Below are 15060 nucleotides of genomic sequence, written 5' to 3' on the forward strand. Positions count from 1 at the left end.
TATGCAGCCGACAAGAAGATTAGCCTTAATAAAAAAGGTCCGGCAAGCGGACCTTTTTTAGGCTATCGAGAGTCTGGATCAGATCTTTTTGAAGATCAGAGATCCATTCGTACCGCCGAAGCCAAAGGAGTTACACAGGGTGTACTCCATACCACTAACCTGGCGCGCTTCATGAGGAACGAAGTCCAGGTCGCAACCTTCATCCGGGTTATCCAGGTTGATGGTTGGCGGAACAGCCTGATCGCGCAGCGCAAGGATAGAGTAGATAGATTCTACTGCACCCGCCGCACCCAACAGGTGACCGGTCATGGATTTGGTAGAACTCACCAGTACGCGGCTGGCAGACTCGCCGAAGATAGACTTAACCGCCTGCGCTTCTGCTTTATCACCTGCTGGTGTTGACGTCCCGTGCGCGTTAACGTAGCCGATCTGGGCTGGAGTGATACCCGCATCACGGATTGCGTTTTCCATTGCCAGTGCAGCACCCGCGCCGTTCTCCGGAGGAGACGTCATATGGTAAGCGTCGCTACTCATACCAAAGCCAACGACTTCAGCATAAATTTTCGCACCACGTTTTTTCGCGTGTTCGTACTCTTCCAGCACGAGCATACCTGCACCGTCGCCCAGCACAAAACCGTCACGGTCTTTATCCCACGGACGGCTTGCCGCCTGGGGATTATCGTTGCGGGTAGACAGCGCACGCGCGGCACCGAAGCCACCCACGCCGAGCGGGGTACTGGCTTTTTCAGCGCCGCCCGCCACCATAGCATCTGCATCGCCGTACGCAATAATGCGCGCGGCCTGGCCGATGTTATGCACGCCAGACGTACATGCGGTCGCAATAGAGATGCTTGGCCCACGCAGGCCGAACATGATGGTCAGGTGACCCGCCACCATATTAACAATCGTGGACGGAACGAAGAACGGGCTGATTTTACGCGGTCCGCCATTCATCAGAGATGTATGGTTTTCCTCAATCAGGCCAAGACCGCCAATCCCGGAGCCGATAGCGGCGCCGATACGGGTTGCGTTCTCTTCCGTAATCTCAAGGCCAGAATCCTGCATGGCCTGAACGCCAGCGACAATTCCATATTGAATGAAGGCATCCATCTTGCGCTGTTCTTTGCGCGAGATGATCTCTTCACAGTTAAAATCCTTTACTAAGCCAGCAAATTTCGTTGCATAGGCGCTAGTATCGAAATGGTCGATTAGGCTGATGCCGCTCTGACCGGCAAGGAGAGCTTTCCAGGTGGACTCTACGGTATTGCCGACAGGAGACAACATGCCAAGTCCGGTCACAACTACACGACGCTTAGACACGTTTGTCCTCCAGGGAGGGATAAAAAAAGAGATTCGTGGGACTAAAAAAGATAAAACTCAGGCGGTCGAATGACCGCCTGGAGATGTTCACTTACGCCTGGTGACCGTTGATGTAATCAATGGCAGCCTGAACGGTGGTGATCTTCTCAGCTTCTTCGTCCGGAATCTCAGTATCAAACTCTTCTTCCAGAGCCATTACCAGCTCAACGGTGTCAAGAGAATCTGCGCCCAGGTCTTCAACGAAGGAAGCGGAGTTCACAACTTCTTCCTGCTTAACGCCCAGCTGTTCGCCGATAATTTTCTTAACGCGTTCTTCGATAGTGCTCATACTCTTAAATTTCCTATCAAAACTCGCTTTCGCGATGGTTTTCGTAGTGTATAAAATGTTGAAAAATTTGCAACTAAATCCCGGCAGTTCGTACCACGATTTTACGTTATTTTGAGGCCTTTTACCCAAATAACGCAAATTTTTTTATCGTGGTTAAACCATATACATCCCGCCGTTGACGTGGAGGGTCTCACCAGTGATGTAACCCGCTTCGTCAGAGGCTAAAAATGCAACCGCGCTGGCAATTTCTTTCGGGTCGCCTAAGCGGCCCGCAGGAACAGCTGCCAGCGTACCCGCACGCTGCTCATCAGTCAGCGCACGCGTCATGTCCGTTTCAATAAAGCCCGGAGCAACAACGTTTACAGTAATACCGCGGGACGCGACTTCACGCGCCAGCGACTTACTGAAACCAATCAGACCTGCTTTCGCCGCAGCGTAGTTAGCCTGACCAGCATTTCCCATGGTACCAACCACAGAACCGACAGTGATAATACGACCATGACGCTTTTTCATCATAGCGCGCATTACCGCTTTTGACAGACGGAATACAGATGACAGGTTGGTTTCGATGATATCGTTCCACTCGTCGTCTTTCATTCGCATTAACAGATTATCACGGGTGATCCCGGCATTGTTTACCAGAATATCCACTTCGCCAAACTCTGCGCGAATATTTTCCAGAACAGATTCGATAGATGCAGGCTCGGTCACATTCAGTACCAGACCTTTACCGTTCGCACCCAGATATTCGCTGATACTCTTCGCACCATTCTCGCTGGTTGCTGTACCAATCACCTTCGCGCCGCGCGCAACCAGTGTTTCAGCAATCGCACGCCCGATACCGCGGCTAGCCCCAGTCACCAGGGCGATTTTTCCTTCAAAACTCATGGTATTCCTCTTTTATTGCGAGAGTGCCGCTGACATCGCTTCCGGCTCGTTAATCGCCGAGGCAGTCAGGGTGTCAACAATACGTTTAGTCAGACCGGTGAGGACTTTCCCTGGGCCAACTTCATACAGATGCTCAACGCCCTCCGCTGCCATAAACTCAACGGTTTTGGTCCACTGTACCGGGCTGTAGAGCTGGCGAACCAGCGCGTCACGGATAGCTTCCGGCGAAGTTTCGCATTTCACGTCGACGTTGTTCACAACGGAAATCGTCGGTGCGTTAAACGTAATTTTTTCCAGCTCGACCGCCAGTTTTTCGGCAGCAGGTTTCATCAGCGCACAGTGTGACGGCACGCTAACAGGCAGCGGCAGCGCACGTTTGGCACCCGCCGCTTTACAGGCCGCACCAGCACGTTCAACCGCTTCTTTATGACCGGCGATAACGACCTGGCCCGGCGAGTTGAAGTTAACCGGAGAAACCACCTGGCCTTCAGCGGATTCTTCGCACGCTTTTGCAATCGCGGCATCATCCAGACCGATGATGGCAGACATACCGCCCGTGCCTTCTGGCACCGCTTCCTGCATGAATTTACCGCGCAGTTCCACCAGACGTACCGCGTCAGCAAACGCGATCACTCCGGCACAGACCAGCGCAGAGTATTCACCCAGGCTATGGCCCGCGAGCAGCGCTGGCGCTTTACCGCCCTGCTGCTGCCAGACACGCCACAACGCAACGGACGCGGTCAGCAGTGCTGGCTGGGTCTGCCAGGTTTTGTTCAGTTCTTCGGCCGGCCCCTGCTGGGTCAGCGCCCACAAATCATAACCCAGTGCATCGGAAGCTTCACGGAAAGTCTCTTCAATTACCGGATAGTTTGCTGCCATTTCAGACAACATCCCAACGGTTTGAGAGCCCTGCCCCGGGAACACAAAAGCAAATTGCGTCATTTTTTATTCCTTATCCTAGAAACGAACCAGCGCGGAACCCCAGGTGAACCCGCCACCGAAGGCTTCAAGCAAGACCAGCTGGCCCCGTTTGATTCGCCCGTCGCGTACCGCTTCGTCAAATGCGCACGGTACTGACGCCGCAGAGGTGTTGCCGTGGCGATCCAGCGTCACCACGACGTTATCCATCGACATGCCCAGCTTTTTCGCGGTCGCGCTGATGATACGCAGGTTCGCCTGGTGCGGCACCAGCCAGTCGAGTGCAGTGCGTTCCAGGTTATTGGCTTCCAGCGTCTCATCAACAATGTGCGCAAGCTCAGTCACCGCCACCTTGAACACCTCATTACCTGCCATGGTCAGGTAAATGGCATTGTCTGGATTAACGCGATCGGCGTTAGGCAGTGTCAGCAGCTCACCGTAGCTTCCGTCGGCATGCAGATGCGTGGAGATAATGCCCGGCTCTTCGGACTGGCCCAGCAGCACCGCACCTGCACCATCACCAAAAATAATGATCGTTCCGCGATCGGTCGGATCGCAGGTACGCGCCAGCACGTCAGCACCGATCACCAGCGCATATTTGACGGCACCGGACTTAACATACTGATCGGCAACGCTCAGTGCATAGGTGAAACCTGCACACGCGGCAGCGACGTCAAACGCAGGACAGCCCTTAATGCCGAGCATATTTTGCACCTGGCACGCCGCGCTTGGGAAAGCGTGTGTGGCAGACGTCGTGGCGACCACGATCAAACCAATCTGTTCTTTATCAATGCCCGCCATCTCGATAGCACGCTGTGCGGCTTCGTAACCCATGGTCGACACGGTTTCGTCTGGCGCGGCAATACGACGTTCACGGATACCTGTGCGCGTGACAATCCACTCGTCAGACGTATCTACCATTTTTTCCAGATCGGCGTTGGTACGCACTTGTTTTGGCAGGTAGCTGCCGGTACCTAAAATCTTCGTATACATGTACGCTCAGTCACTTTTAGCTAATACAGATTCCAGGCGAGCGGCAATCCGCTGTGGGACTTGTCGCTGCACCGCCTGCACTGCCTGTTCAATCGCGACAGCAAATGCTCGCTGATTGGCGGCGCCATGACTCTTAATCACGATGCCGCGCAATCCTAACAGACAGGCGCCATTATACTGGTCGGGGTTGAGGTGACTGAATCGCCGCGTCAGGCTTTTTTGTAACCAACGCTTTAATAAAATCAACCACCAGGCGCTTTTTTTGCCTTCTCCCTGCGATTTCAGCAGAGAAAGAAACATACGCACCACCCCTTCCATGGTCTTCAACGTGACGTTTCCGGTGAAACCATCGCACACCAGAACATCCGTTTTACCCGTCAATAACTCATTGGCTTCGAGATAACCAATATAGTTGATGGAGGGAACCTGTTTGAGCAATTCAGCCGCATCGCGAATGCTGTCCAGGCCTTTGGTCTCTTCTTCACCAATGTTCAGTAACGCAACACGGGGAGTATTAATCCCGACCACTTCTTCTGCCAGCACCGATCCCATCACGGCAAACTGAGCCAGCATTGTACTATCACAGTCGACGTTAGCGCCCAGGTCGAGCACCACCGTCTTACCCTTCTGTTGATGCGGTAACACCGTCACCAGCGCCGGGCGCTCAATGCCCTCAATAGGCTTGAGCAATAATTTCGACAGCCCCATCAGCGCGCCGGTGTTCCCCGCACTGACGCAGGCCTGAGCGCGCCCTTCTTTCACCAGCTCCAACGCGATGCGCATAGAACTGCCGCGGCTATTACGAATAGCCTGAGAGGGCCGGGCATCACTGGCAATAACTGACTGCGCAGGAATAATCTGCAGACGCGAACGTTGTTCAAAGTCAGCTTTTGCAAGTAATGGCGTGATTGTGTCGGGATTACCGACTAAAAGAAGAGTGAGTTGCGAATTAGAATTCAGTGCCTGCAATGCTGCAGGCACTGTCACGGAAGGGCCGAAATCTCCCCCCATGACATCTAACGCCAGGGTTAGACGTGTCAAGGTATCGTCGCAGCCTGGTTCGGTAAGTTCCCCGTTTGCACGGGGAGCTCCTCACTAAGCCTAATCACGCTGACGCGTGATTACTTAGTGATAACCTTGCGGCCGCGGTAGAAACCGTCAGCGGTGATGTGGTGACGCAGGTGTTTCTCACCAGAAGTCTTGTCAACAGACAGGCTGGTAACTGCAGTCAGCGCGTCATGGGAACGACGCATGCCACGTTTGGAACGGGTTGGTTTATTCTGTTGTACGGCCATGGACCTTACTCCTTAATTACTTACGCTTTAAGCTGGCTAATACGGCAAATGGGTTTGGTTTTTGCGCTTCATCAGGCAGTTCCCCAAAGACCATGTCCGCCTCGGACACTTCACAGTGTTCAGAATCATGCACCGGAACCACTGGCAAGGAGAGGATGATTTCATCTTCAACCAGAGCCAGAAGATCGATTTCACCGAATTCGTTAACCTCAATCGGCTCATACGCTTCCGGGAGTGCTTCAGCCTGTTCGTCAGAACGAACCGGACTGAAACAATACGTTGTGTGAACATGCTGTACAAACGGTTTCCCGCAACGCTGGCACTCGAGCGTTACCGTCACCTTTGCATCACCGGTTAAAACGGCGAGACGCTGGTTGTCGATAGCGAACGACATGGAGCATTCTACATCACTGTCCACACTGACTACGGATTCGGCAATACGCTCAGCCTGATCGGAAGTATAAATACCTTCGTAATCGAGGCGTTTTTGAGCCGTACGAACCGGATCAAGAGTCAGGGGTAATTTTACCTTTTGCATAGGGCGCGCATATTAACTTTGTAACGTCATAGAGTCAAAGAAAAAGGCAACCTGGGCTGCCTTTTGCCAATTATTCGCACACATTGCGGCCTGTAGTTTAAAATGGCTGGCATCGATACGCTATATCTGGTGATAAAAATATGCCAAATCTCGTTCTCGCGTCCACCTCTCCCTACCGCCGAATGTTGCTGGAAAAGCTCGGGATCCCGTTTGAATGTGTCGCGCCAGAGGTTGATGAGACGCCACAACCGGGCGAGTCACCGCGTCATCTGGTGACGCGTCTGGCGAAAGAGAAAGCGCAATCGCTGGCCGCACGTTACCCTTCGCATTTGATTATAGGCTCCGATCAGGTTTGTTTGCTGGACGGCGTAATTACCGGCAAGCCGCACACCGAGGAGAAAGCCTGTCAGCAATTACTGCAGGCGCGCGGCAATATCGTCACTTTTTATACGGGCCTGGCGCTCTATAACTCCGCCTCTGGCCACCTGCAAACAGAATGCGAGCCCTTCGACGTTCACTTCCGCCACCTCAGTGAGCAAGAAATTGAGGATTATGTGCGACGGGAGCGCCCGCTCAACTGTGCGGGTAGCTTTAAAAGTGAAGGATTGGGGATTGCATTATTCGACAAGCTGGACGGGCGCGATCCGAATACGCTGGTCGGGTTGCCGCTGATTGCGCTGTGTCAGATGTTAAGGCGAGAAGCGTGTAATCCACTGACAATGTGATCTTCGCCGGGCGGCGCTACGCTTACCCGTCCTACAAAACCGTAGGCCCGTGCAAGCGTAGCGCCGCCGGGCAAAATCAGCCGCGCAGCACTTTCAGACAGCGTTTTAACTGCTCATCCAGCGGCGCTTCAATACGGATGATTTCACCCGTATGAGGATGGGTAAACTTCAGCGCTGCCGCATGCAGGAACAGACGCGACAGCCCCGTGCCCGCCAGCTGCTTATCAAATTCGCGATCGCCATAGCGGTCATCAAACGCAATAGGATGGCCTGCAAACTGTGTATGCACGCGGATCTGGTGGGTACGTCCGGTCACCGGACTGCAGCGCACCAGCGTGGCAAACTCATAGCGCTCTTCCACCTTAAAACGCGTCTCAGAAGGTTTGCCTTCCTGGCTCACGCGGACAATACGTTCGCCGCTTTGCAGAATGTTCTTCAGCAGCGGCGCCTGGACCACTTTCACATGGGACTGCCACTGACCGCGAACCAGCGCCAGATAGTCTTTCTGCATGCCCTTTTCACGCAGCTGCTCATGCAACGCGCGCAGCGCTGACCGCTTCTTCGCCACCAGCAGTACGCCGGAGGTGTCACGGTCAAGTCGGTGGACCAGTTCAAGGAAACGCGCTTCCGGACGCAGGGCACGCAGCCCTTCAATCACGCCGAAGCTCAAACCGCTCCCGCCATGCACCGCCGTTCCGGACGGCTTATTGAGCACCAGAATGTGGTCATCTTCGTAGAGGATCACATCACTCAGGGCCGCCACTTTCTGCAGCTTCGGCGACACAACTTCTTCTTCGCGTTCAGCAACGCGCACCGGTGGAATACGCACTTCGTCGCCGGCTTCGAGCTTGTACTCAGGTTTGACGCGCTTTTTGTTAACCCGCACCTCGCCCTTGCGCAGGATGCGGTAAATCATACTCTTTGGCACGCCTTTCAGCTGAGTGCGCAAAAAGTTATCGATACGTTGCCCCGCTTCGTCTTCGGCGATGGCAACCATTTTTACGGCTGGAGTCTCTGTTTTCATGGTGGGCGATTCTAAATATCGTCAGCCATTAGCGCCACTCATTTTTCTATGCTTATATTTACTTTTATCCGGCCTGCCCCCTGTTTCGCGCAATCGGTTTGGTGGTTATTAAACCAATCACCACCTTGAAGTGAAGAAACTGTGAGTAACCGGGTGATAATTGGTAAAAGTCATCTTGCTATAACCCGGCTAGCAGTGGAATAATGAAGCCGTTTTCCGCGTTAAATCCGGGTTTTGTAAGGATCTCGACGGAATGACCAATTTTGTCTGACCGATCATCCACGCAGCAATGGCGTAAGACGTATTGATCTTTCAGGCAGTTAGCGGGCTGCGGGTTGCAGTACTTCCCGGTATAAGGATTGTTCTCTGGAGAGTTCTACCCAGGCAATTCCCCTGATAATTGCGCTGTGTTTCCGTATGAAACACAGGCAACCGACACTCTGCGCCTCTTAAGCGAGCGACAACCGTGAGGTTGGCGACGTGAATAGACACGAGGCCATCGGTTCATACCCCGGAAAGCGTCACCTTGCCCGCAGCTTTGTCGTCAATGTAAGAATAACGAGTAAGTTACGATGAAAAGAATGTTAATCAACGCAACTCAGCAAGAAGAGTTGCGTGTCGCCCTTGTGGATGGGCAGCGCCTGTACGATCTGGATATCGAAAGTCCTGGACACGAACAGAAAAAAGCGAACATTTACAAAGGTAAAATCACCCGCATTGAACCAAGCCTTGAAGCTGCATTTGTCGATTACGGTGCTGAGCGTCATGGTTTCCTCCCTCTGAAAGAAATCGCCCGCGAATATTTTCCTGCAAACTACAACGCCCATGGCCGCCCAAACATCAAAGATGTTCTGCGTGAAGGTCAGGAAGTTATCGTTCAGATTGATAAAGAAGAGCGTGGCAACAAAGGTGCCGCACTGACCACCTTTATCAGCCTGGCAGGGAGCTATCTGGTTCTGATGCCTAACAACCCGCGTGCGGGTGGCATCTCTCGCCGTATCGAAGGTGATGACCGTACCGAGCTGAAAGAAGCGCTGGCAAGCCTGGAACTGCCTGATGGCATGGGGCTTATCGTGCGTACCGCAGGCGTAGGTAAATCTGCCGAAGCGCTGCAGTGGGACCTGAGCTTCCGTCTGAAGCACTGGGAAGCTATCCAGAAAGCAGCGGAAAGCCGCCCTGCTCCGTTCCTGATCCACCAGGAAAGCAACGTCATCGTGCGTGCCTTCCGTGATTATCTGCGTCAGGATATCGGTGAGATTCTGATCGATAACCCGAAAGTCCTTGAGCTGGCTCGCCAGCACATCGCCGCACTGGGCCGTCCGGATTTCACCAGCAAAATCAAACTGTACACCGGTGAAATCCCGCTGTTCAGCCACTATCAGATCGAATCCCAGATTGAGTCCGCCTTCCAGCGTGAAGTGCGTCTGCCATCCGGCGGTTCTATCGTTATCGATACCACTGAAGCGCTGACCGCTATCGACATTAACTCCGCGCGTGCGACGCGTGGTGGCGACATCGAAGAGACAGCCTTCAACACTAACCTTGAAGCCGCTGATGAAATCGCCCGCCAGCTCCGCCTGCGCGACCTGGGTGGTCTGATTGTCATCGACTTCATCGACATGACCCCTGTTCGCCACCAGCGCGCGGTAGAAAACCGTCTGCGCGAAGCGGTTCGTCAGGATCGTGCGCGTATCCAGATTAGCCATATTTCTCGCTTCGGCCTGCTGGAGATGTCCCGTCAGCGCCTGAGCCCGTCGCTGGGTGAGTCCAGCCATCACGTTTGTCCGCGCTGCTCCGGCACCGGTACCGTACGTGATAACGAATCTCTGTCCCTCTCTATCCTGCGTCTGATTGAAGAAGAAGCGCTGAAAGAGAATACCAAAGAGGTTCACGCCATTGTTCCTGTGCCAATTGCCTCCTACCTGCTGAACGAAAAACGTGCCGCGGTCAGTGCCATTGAAGCGCGTCAGGGTGGCGTTCGCTGCATCATCGTGCCAAACGATCAGATGGAAACCCCGCACTATCACGTGCTGCGCGTCCGTAAAGGCGAAGAGACAACGACCCTCAGCTACCTGCTGCCGAAGCTGCATGAAGAAGAGATGGCTCTGCCTTCCGATGAAGAGCCGGCCGAGCGCAAACTGCCAGAGCAGCCTGCGTTAGCCACCTTTATCATGCCTGAAGCTCCGCCAGAAACGGCGCTGGAAAAACCGACAGCGAAAGCCGCAACGCAGAAACCAGAAGCCGCAGCGGCGAAAGCCCAGCCTTCTCAGCCTGGCCTGCTGAGCCGCTTCTTCGGTGCGCTGAAGAAAATGTTTGCCGGCGAGGAAGTTCAGCCAGAGCAGCCGAAAGAAGAGCCGAAAGCCGCTAAACCTGAGCGTCAGCAGGACCGCCGCAAGCGTCAGAACAACCGCCGCGATCGTAATGACCGCAGCGACCGTAACGACCGTAGCGAACGTCGTGACAACCGCGCTGAGAATAACGAAGGCCGTGAGCAACGCGAAGACAACCGTCGTAACCGTCGCGAGAAACAACAGCAGAACGCTGACGATCGTGAAATTCGCCAGCAGGCGGGCGATGAGTCTGAGAAGAGCAAACAGCGTGACGACCAGCAGCCACGCCGTGAACGTAACCGTCGTCGTAACGACGAGAAGCGTCAGGCGCAGCAGGAAGTCAAAAACCTGAACCGCGAAGAGCCTGTTGAACAGCAGGACGGCGAGCAGGAAGAACGCACTCAGGTAATGCCGCGTCGTAAGCAGCGCCAGCTTACCCAGAAAGTGCGTTTCGCTTCCGAAGCCACCGAAGCGCCAGCAATCGCTGCGGAAACAAACGAGAGCGCAGCCGGTACGCAGCTGGCAAAAGTTGACCTGCCAGCGGTCGTGGACAACAACGTAGAGCAGGATGAAAACGGTGAAAACCGTGATAACGCCGGCATGCCACGTCGTTCGCGTCGTTCCCCACGTCATCTGCGCGTCAGCGGTCAGCGCCGTCGTCGCTATCGTGACGAGCGTTACCCGGCCCAGTCGCCAATGCCGCTGACTATTGCCTGTGCTTCGCCAGAAATGGCCTCCGGTAAGGTCTGGATCCGCTACCCGGTTGCTCGTCCGGAGCAGGTTGTTGAAGAACAGCCGGTAACCGAAGAGGTGATTGCACCTGTCGCTGTCGCTGAAGAAGTGGTGGCTGAAGCCGCTACCGTGGTGGAACCGCAGGCTGTTGCAGCTGAAGCGCCGCAGGCGGTTGAAGTGGAAACCACGCATCCTGAAGTGATTGCCGCGCCGGTTGATGCCGCACCACAGCTGATTGCTGAAGAAGACACCGCCGTGGCTGAAAGCGTTGTGGAAGAAGCGCAGCCTGCCGCCGCGGTTGAAGAAGCCGCAGAGGTTGTGGTCGAAACCGTCACTGAAGAAGTGGTTCAGGACGTAGAGATTGCCGTGGAACCTGTTCGTGAAGCCGAAGAAGCGAAAGCACCTGAGGTGAAACCAGAGCCGGTGGTTTCTGCGCCAACCGCTGCCCACGTAGCGACAGCACCGATGACGCGCGCGCCAGCACCGGAATACGTGCCTGAAGCCCCGCGTCACAGTGACTGGGTACGCCCGGCGTTCAACTTCGACGGTAAAGGCGCTGCAGGTGGCCACAGTGCAACGCACCAGGCGACCGCCCCGGCGACGCGTCCACAGTCTGTCGAATAACGACGCTGAACGTAAAAAGCCGACCTCCAGGTCGGCTTTTTTTATGGCTGCTGTACGGGCTTTCTCATCCCGGTGACCTCCGGCATGACCTGCCGCATCAGCTCCAGAAAGCGCCGCAAGCGTGCCGGATAATAACGGGACCAGGGGTATACCAGATGCACCGGTAATGCCGCCGGCTGCCACTCTGGCAGTAAATGCACCAGCCGCCCCTCCCGAATATCATCCTGTACCGTCCAGCTGGATACGACCGCAACGCCAAGCCCGGTGAGCGCCGTATTGCGCGCGACATACAGGCTGTCGGTGCTGAGGCGGGGGGTAATCGCCACTCGCGCGGTGGCGGGTGATGCCTCGTTAAAAAGCTCCACATGACGCTGGTAGAACGAGCTGATGGCTATCCAGGGGAACTGTTGCAAATCCTCCGGGGTGTTAACCGTCGGGAAACGGGCCAGCAGTGCCGGAGAAGCCACCACCGAGCGCGGCACTTCAGCCAGCAGCACGGAGACGGTCGCCGGATCGACTTCCACGCCCACCCGAATCGCACAGTCAAGGTTGTCGCCGAGAAAATCAGCTGACCGATCGTTAAGCATCCACTCGATAGAAAGCTGCGGATAACGTTGCAAAAATTCGGTTACCGGCTTCAGAAGCTGATCCTGCCCAAAGGCGTGCGGTGCCCGCACCCGCAGCACGCCTACCGGTTCATCTTCCGACTGCCCCACCTCATCTTCCAGCGCCAGCCAGCTGTCAATCACCCGACGGGCGTGTTGATAGCAGCGTTCGCCGTCATCCGTCAGCCGCGTCGTGTGGGTGGTGCGCAGCAGCAGGCGCACGCCCAGCATTGTCTCAAGCGACTGTAACCGTCGGCTCACCGTCGCCTGGGTTGTTGCCAGCTGCCGTGCCGCCGCAGAGAGTGAACCCGCCTCAACAATGCGGACAAACGTCCGCATCAACTCCACCCTGTCTATACGCTCAATTCTTTTCATCGCCTTTTCGCTTATACGCTCAACGTATAAGCGTTTTACCACCGGGCTGGCTACCCACGCAACGCCTGCTGGTAAAAAATAGCTTCACACGACGAATGAGGAACAACCTATGAACACAACTACAACGCCCCATGCTGCAAGCCGCTGGGTGATTTTCATGCTGGCCCTCGGGGCTGGCTTCAGCGTGGCATCGATCTACTACGCCCAGCCTCTTCTGCCGCTGATGGGTGCCGATCTTCATCTCACAATTGAAGGTATGGGGCTGGTTCCCACATTGACGCAGGCAGGCTACGCGCTAGGTATCCTGTTCCTGCTTCCGCTTGGCGATCGTCATGACCGCCGGACGTTAATCCTGATCAAAAGCGCGGCACTGGCCCTGTTTCTCCTCGGCTGTAGCCTGACCGGGCAGCTCCACTCTCTGCTGGTAGCAAGCCTGCTTATCGGTATGGCCGCCACCATGGCACAGGATATTGTTCCCGCCGCGGCGATCCTCGCCCCGGAAGGCAAACAGGGGAAAACCGTAGGAACGGTAATGACCGGGCTACTGCTGGGTATCTTATTATCAAGGACCGTGAGCGGCGTGGTGGGCGAAGCGTTTGGCTGGCGCGTCATGTACCAGCTGGCGGCTGCGAGCATTGCGTTCATCGGGGTAATGATGTGGTTTGTACTTCCCCGTTTTGCCATTCACTCCACGCTGAGCTACCCCGCGCTGATGCGCTCAATGGAGCACTTGTGGCGTCGCTATCCGGCGCTGCGCCGCGCCGCGCTGGCTCAGGGTTTTCTGTCGATTGCCTTTAGCGCCTTCTGGTCTACGCTGGCAGTCATGCTGCTGGAACGTTATCACCTGGGCAGTGCCGTCGCGGGCGGTTTTGGTATTGCCGGTGCCGCCGGTGCGTTAGCGGCCCCGCTGGCAGGAGGTCTGGCGGACAAACTGGGCGCAGGAAAAGTCACGCAGCTTGGTGCTGTTCTGGTGACGGTCTCCTTCGCCCTGATGTTCCTGATGCCCGTACTGGGTGTTCATGGGCAGTTGATGCTTATCGCCCTCTCTGCCGTCGGTTTCGATCTGGGTCTGCAATCCAGTCTGGTCGCCCACCAGAACCTGGTCTACAGCCTTGAACCGCAGGCACGCGGTCGTCTTAATGCGCTGCTCTTCACGATGGTGTTTATCGGAATGGCGTTGGGTTCGGCGTTAGGCAGTAACATCTATTCGCTGGCTGGCTGGACCGGGGTAGTCGCTCTGGCGACCGTCTGCGGCATCATTGCGCTGGCAATTCGCCTGATGGAAAGCGCACGTATCGCCTCCGCTGCGGCAGAAGCAGCATAAAAAAATGCCCAATCCAGACGGATTGGGCAGTAAAACATGCCCAGTTTCAAGACATGTTTCAAGAGGTCAAGATGTTATTTGTTCAGCTGGAACAGAGACATGCCCTGCATATCGCTAAACGCTTTATACGATGCCTGCAGAGCCGCCTGCTGCATGGTGTAGGAAGAGATCGCTTCATTCCAGTCAACGTCAACCAGGTCACTCATCTGCTTTGTCTGACCCAGCGCGCGGTCATCACCCAGCGTATCGAGTTTTTCCAGCTCGTTCATCTTGGTACCCACATCCGCAACGACCGTCAGGATGTTGTTCTGGGCGTTTTTAATGCCGATCTGCGTGTTGGCAATCACCTGGCTTTGCGCCGCGGCGGCTGCCGGATCGTTCTCAATCGGTGTCTTCAGCGATGCAATAGCAGAATCAAGGATTTTGAACATATTTGTTTCGCCATACCCACCGCCCGGCAGCTCTTCAGCATTGCTGGTAATGCTGTTGAAAATCTGCTGTCCGGTATGGCTGATGGCCATCGTTCGCGCCGTATCAACCTGCTGGGTAATCGCCTCAGTGCCACCGTTGTAATCGCCGGTTGCCGCATCAAACGGTGCGCTCTCGGTTTTGTATCCCGCGAAGATAAAGCGACCGTTACCATCCGTCGTGTTGGCCAGGTTCATAAGCTGATCGCGGATCCCCTGAATATCGGTCGCCAGAGAAAGACGATCGTCATCGCTTAACGTCCCGTTCGACGCGTAAACCAGCTTCTCGCGCACGCTGGAGATCGCGGTGTTCACCTGCGTTAATACGCTATCTTCCAGCGAAACCTTCTGCGTTGCAAAGGTACGCGCTAAAGCAAACTGGCTGTTCTGAGACTGAGACTGAGACAGAACGATAGCCTGCGACGCCGCGATGGGATCGTCCGACGGACGATTAACACGCTTTCCGGTGGACATCTGCTCACCGTAGCTCAGCCATCTGCTCTGGGAATCGGTGATCCCACGCATGTTCTGCTCGTACATCATCTGGGTGCTAATACGCATTTTTCACCTCAAC

General features: G+C 55.2%; 14 protein-coding genes. 3 read left to right on the top strand and 11 right to left on the bottom strand.

Annotation, left to right across the window (positions count from 1 at the left end; all coding sequences use genetic code 11):
- Nucleotides 1-78: 78 nt before the first annotated feature.
- The 8 genes from fabF to yceD all read right to left on the bottom strand — a co-directional run bounded on the left by fabF (nt 79) and on the right by yceD (nt 6280).
- Nucleotides 79-1320, bottom strand: coding sequence for a beta-ketoacyl-ACP synthase II (fabF, locus tag LDK53_RS02065; RefSeq protein ID WP_052685737.1), 1242 nt, complete (start codon nt 1318-1320; stop codon nt 79-81).
- A 91-nt stretch (nt 1321-1411) separates the two neighbouring features.
- The gene (gene acpP / locus LDK53_RS02070) at nt 1412-1648 is read right to left on the bottom strand and encodes an acyl carrier protein (protein ID WP_003857954.1); all 237 of its coding nucleotides are present in this window, start codon (nt 1646-1648) and stop codon (nt 1412-1414) included.
- A gap of 153 nt (nt 1649-1801) precedes the next feature.
- Complete coding sequence (fabG, locus tag LDK53_RS02075; RefSeq protein ID WP_025758135.1) at nt 1802-2536, bottom strand: 3-oxoacyl-ACP reductase FabG; 735 nt, start codon at nt 2534-2536, stop codon at nt 1802-1804.
- Between the two features lie 12 nt (nt 2537-2548).
- Nucleotides 2549-3478, bottom strand: a complete 930-nt coding sequence (fabD, locus tag LDK53_RS02080) for an ACP S-malonyltransferase (protein WP_025758134.1) — start codon at nt 3476-3478, stop codon at nt 2549-2551.
- 15 nt (nt 3479-3493) lie between these two features.
- Nucleotides 3494-4447: a beta-ketoacyl-ACP synthase III gene (locus LDK53_RS02085; RefSeq protein ID WP_025758133.1), complete on the bottom strand. Its 954-nt coding sequence runs from the start codon at nt 4445-4447 to the stop codon at nt 3494-3496.
- 6 nt (nt 4448-4453) lie between these two features.
- Nucleotides 4454-5488, bottom strand: a complete 1035-nt coding sequence (gene plsX, locus LDK53_RS02090; RefSeq protein WP_025758132.1) for a phosphate acyltransferase PlsX — start codon at nt 5486-5488, stop codon at nt 4454-4456.
- Nucleotides 5489-5568: 80 nt separating this feature from the next.
- The gene (gene rpmF / locus LDK53_RS02095; RefSeq protein WP_003857964.1) at nt 5569-5742 is read right to left on the bottom strand and encodes a 50S ribosomal protein L32; all 174 of its coding nucleotides are present in this window, start codon (nt 5740-5742) and stop codon (nt 5569-5571) included.
- A 16-nt stretch (nt 5743-5758) separates the two neighbouring features.
- Nucleotides 5759-6280 (bottom strand): 23S rRNA accumulation protein YceD, encoded by a 522-nt coding sequence (gene yceD, locus LDK53_RS02100; RefSeq protein WP_021240759.1) that lies wholly within the window; start codon nt 6278-6280, stop codon nt 5759-5761.
- Nucleotides 6281-6420: 140 nt separating this feature from the next.
- Between yceD and LDK53_RS02105 the strand changes: the two genes are divergently transcribed.
- Entirely contained in the window at nt 6421-7005 is a 585-nt protein-coding gene (locus LDK53_RS02105) for a Maf family protein (protein WP_225283853.1), read from the top strand.
- Nucleotides 7006-7081: 76 nt separating this feature from the next.
- On the opposite strand, the gene rluC is transcribed toward LDK53_RS02105, so the two are convergent.
- The gene (rluC, locus tag LDK53_RS02110; RefSeq protein ID WP_045284997.1) at nt 7082-8029 is read right to left on the bottom strand and encodes a 23S rRNA pseudouridine(955/2504/2580) synthase RluC; all 948 of its coding nucleotides are present in this window, start codon (nt 8027-8029) and stop codon (nt 7082-7084) included.
- A gap of 572 nt (nt 8030-8601) precedes the next feature.
- On the opposite strand from rluC, the gene rne reads away from it, so the two are divergent.
- Nucleotides 8602-11715, top strand: a complete 3114-nt coding sequence (gene rne, locus LDK53_RS02115; RefSeq protein ID WP_225283855.1) for a ribonuclease E — start codon at nt 8602-8604, stop codon at nt 11713-11715.
- 41 nt (nt 11716-11756) lie between these two features.
- On the opposite strand, the gene LDK53_RS02120 is transcribed toward rne, so the two are convergent.
- Nucleotides 11757-12695: a LysR family transcriptional regulator gene (locus LDK53_RS02120; RefSeq protein WP_225283863.1), complete on the bottom strand. Its 939-nt coding sequence runs from the start codon at nt 12693-12695 to the stop codon at nt 11757-11759.
- Between the two features lie 109 nt (nt 12696-12804).
- Here LDK53_RS02120 and LDK53_RS02125 point away from each other — a divergent pair, with 109 nt between their 5' ends.
- Complete coding sequence (locus LDK53_RS02125; RefSeq protein ID WP_225283873.1) at nt 12805-14019, top strand: MFS transporter; 1215 nt, start codon at nt 12805-12807, stop codon at nt 14017-14019.
- 74 nt (nt 14020-14093) lie between these two features.
- Here the strand turns inward: LDK53_RS02125 and flgL are convergent, their stop codons facing one another.
- Nucleotides 14094-15047, bottom strand: a complete 954-nt coding sequence (gene flgL / locus LDK53_RS02130) for a flagellar hook-associated protein FlgL (RefSeq protein ID WP_025755822.1) — start codon at nt 15045-15047, stop codon at nt 14094-14096.
- Nucleotides 15048-15060: the final 13 nt, after the last annotated feature.

This window comes from Enterobacter sp. K16B, assembly GCF_020216105.1.
GTDB lineage: Bacteria > Pseudomonadota > Gammaproteobacteria > Enterobacterales > Enterobacteriaceae > Enterobacter > Enterobacter sichuanensis.

Excerpts from the sequence above, each read along its gene's own strand:
- acpP (WP_003857954.1), bottom strand. The coding sequence starts at position 1,648 with ATGAGCACTATCGAAGAACGCGTTAAGAAAATTATCGGCGAACAGCTG.
- fabG (WP_025758135.1), bottom strand. The coding sequence starts at position 2,536 with ATGAGTTTTGAAGGAAAAATCGCCCTGGTGACTGGGGCTAGCCGCGGT.
- fabD (WP_025758134.1), bottom strand. The coding sequence starts at position 3,478 with ATGACGCAATTTGCTTTTGTGTTCCCGGGGCAGGGCTCTCAAACCGTT.
- LDK53_RS02085 (WP_025758133.1), bottom strand. The coding sequence starts at position 4,447 with ATGTATACGAAGATTTTAGGTACCGGCAGCTACCTGCCAAAACAAGTG.
- rpmF (WP_003857964.1), bottom strand. The coding sequence starts at position 5,742 with ATGGCCGTACAACAGAATAAACCAACCCGTTCCAAACGTGGCATGCGT.
- yceD (WP_021240759.1), bottom strand. The coding sequence starts at position 6,280 with ATGCAAAAGGTAAAATTACCCCTGACTCTTGATCCGGTTCGTACGGCT.
- LDK53_RS02105 (WP_225283853.1), top strand. The coding sequence starts at position 6,421 with ATGCCAAATCTCGTTCTCGCGTCCACCTCTCCCTACCGCCGAATGTTG.
- rluC (WP_045284997.1), bottom strand. The coding sequence starts at position 8,029 with ATGAAAACAGAGACTCCAGCCGTAAAAATGGTTGCCATCGCCGAAGAC.
- rne (WP_225283855.1), top strand. The coding sequence starts at position 8,602 with ATGAAAAGAATGTTAATCAACGCAACTCAGCAAGAAGAGTTGCGTGTC.
- LDK53_RS02120 (WP_225283863.1), bottom strand. The coding sequence starts at position 12,695 with ATGAAAAGAATTGAGCGTATAGACAGGGTGGAGTTGATGCGGACGTTT.
- LDK53_RS02125 (WP_225283873.1), top strand. The coding sequence starts at position 12,805 with ATGAACACAACTACAACGCCCCATGCTGCAAGCCGCTGGGTGATTTTC.
- flgL (WP_025755822.1), bottom strand. The coding sequence starts at position 15,047 with ATGCGTATTAGCACCCAGATGATGTACGAGCAGAACATGCGTGGGATC.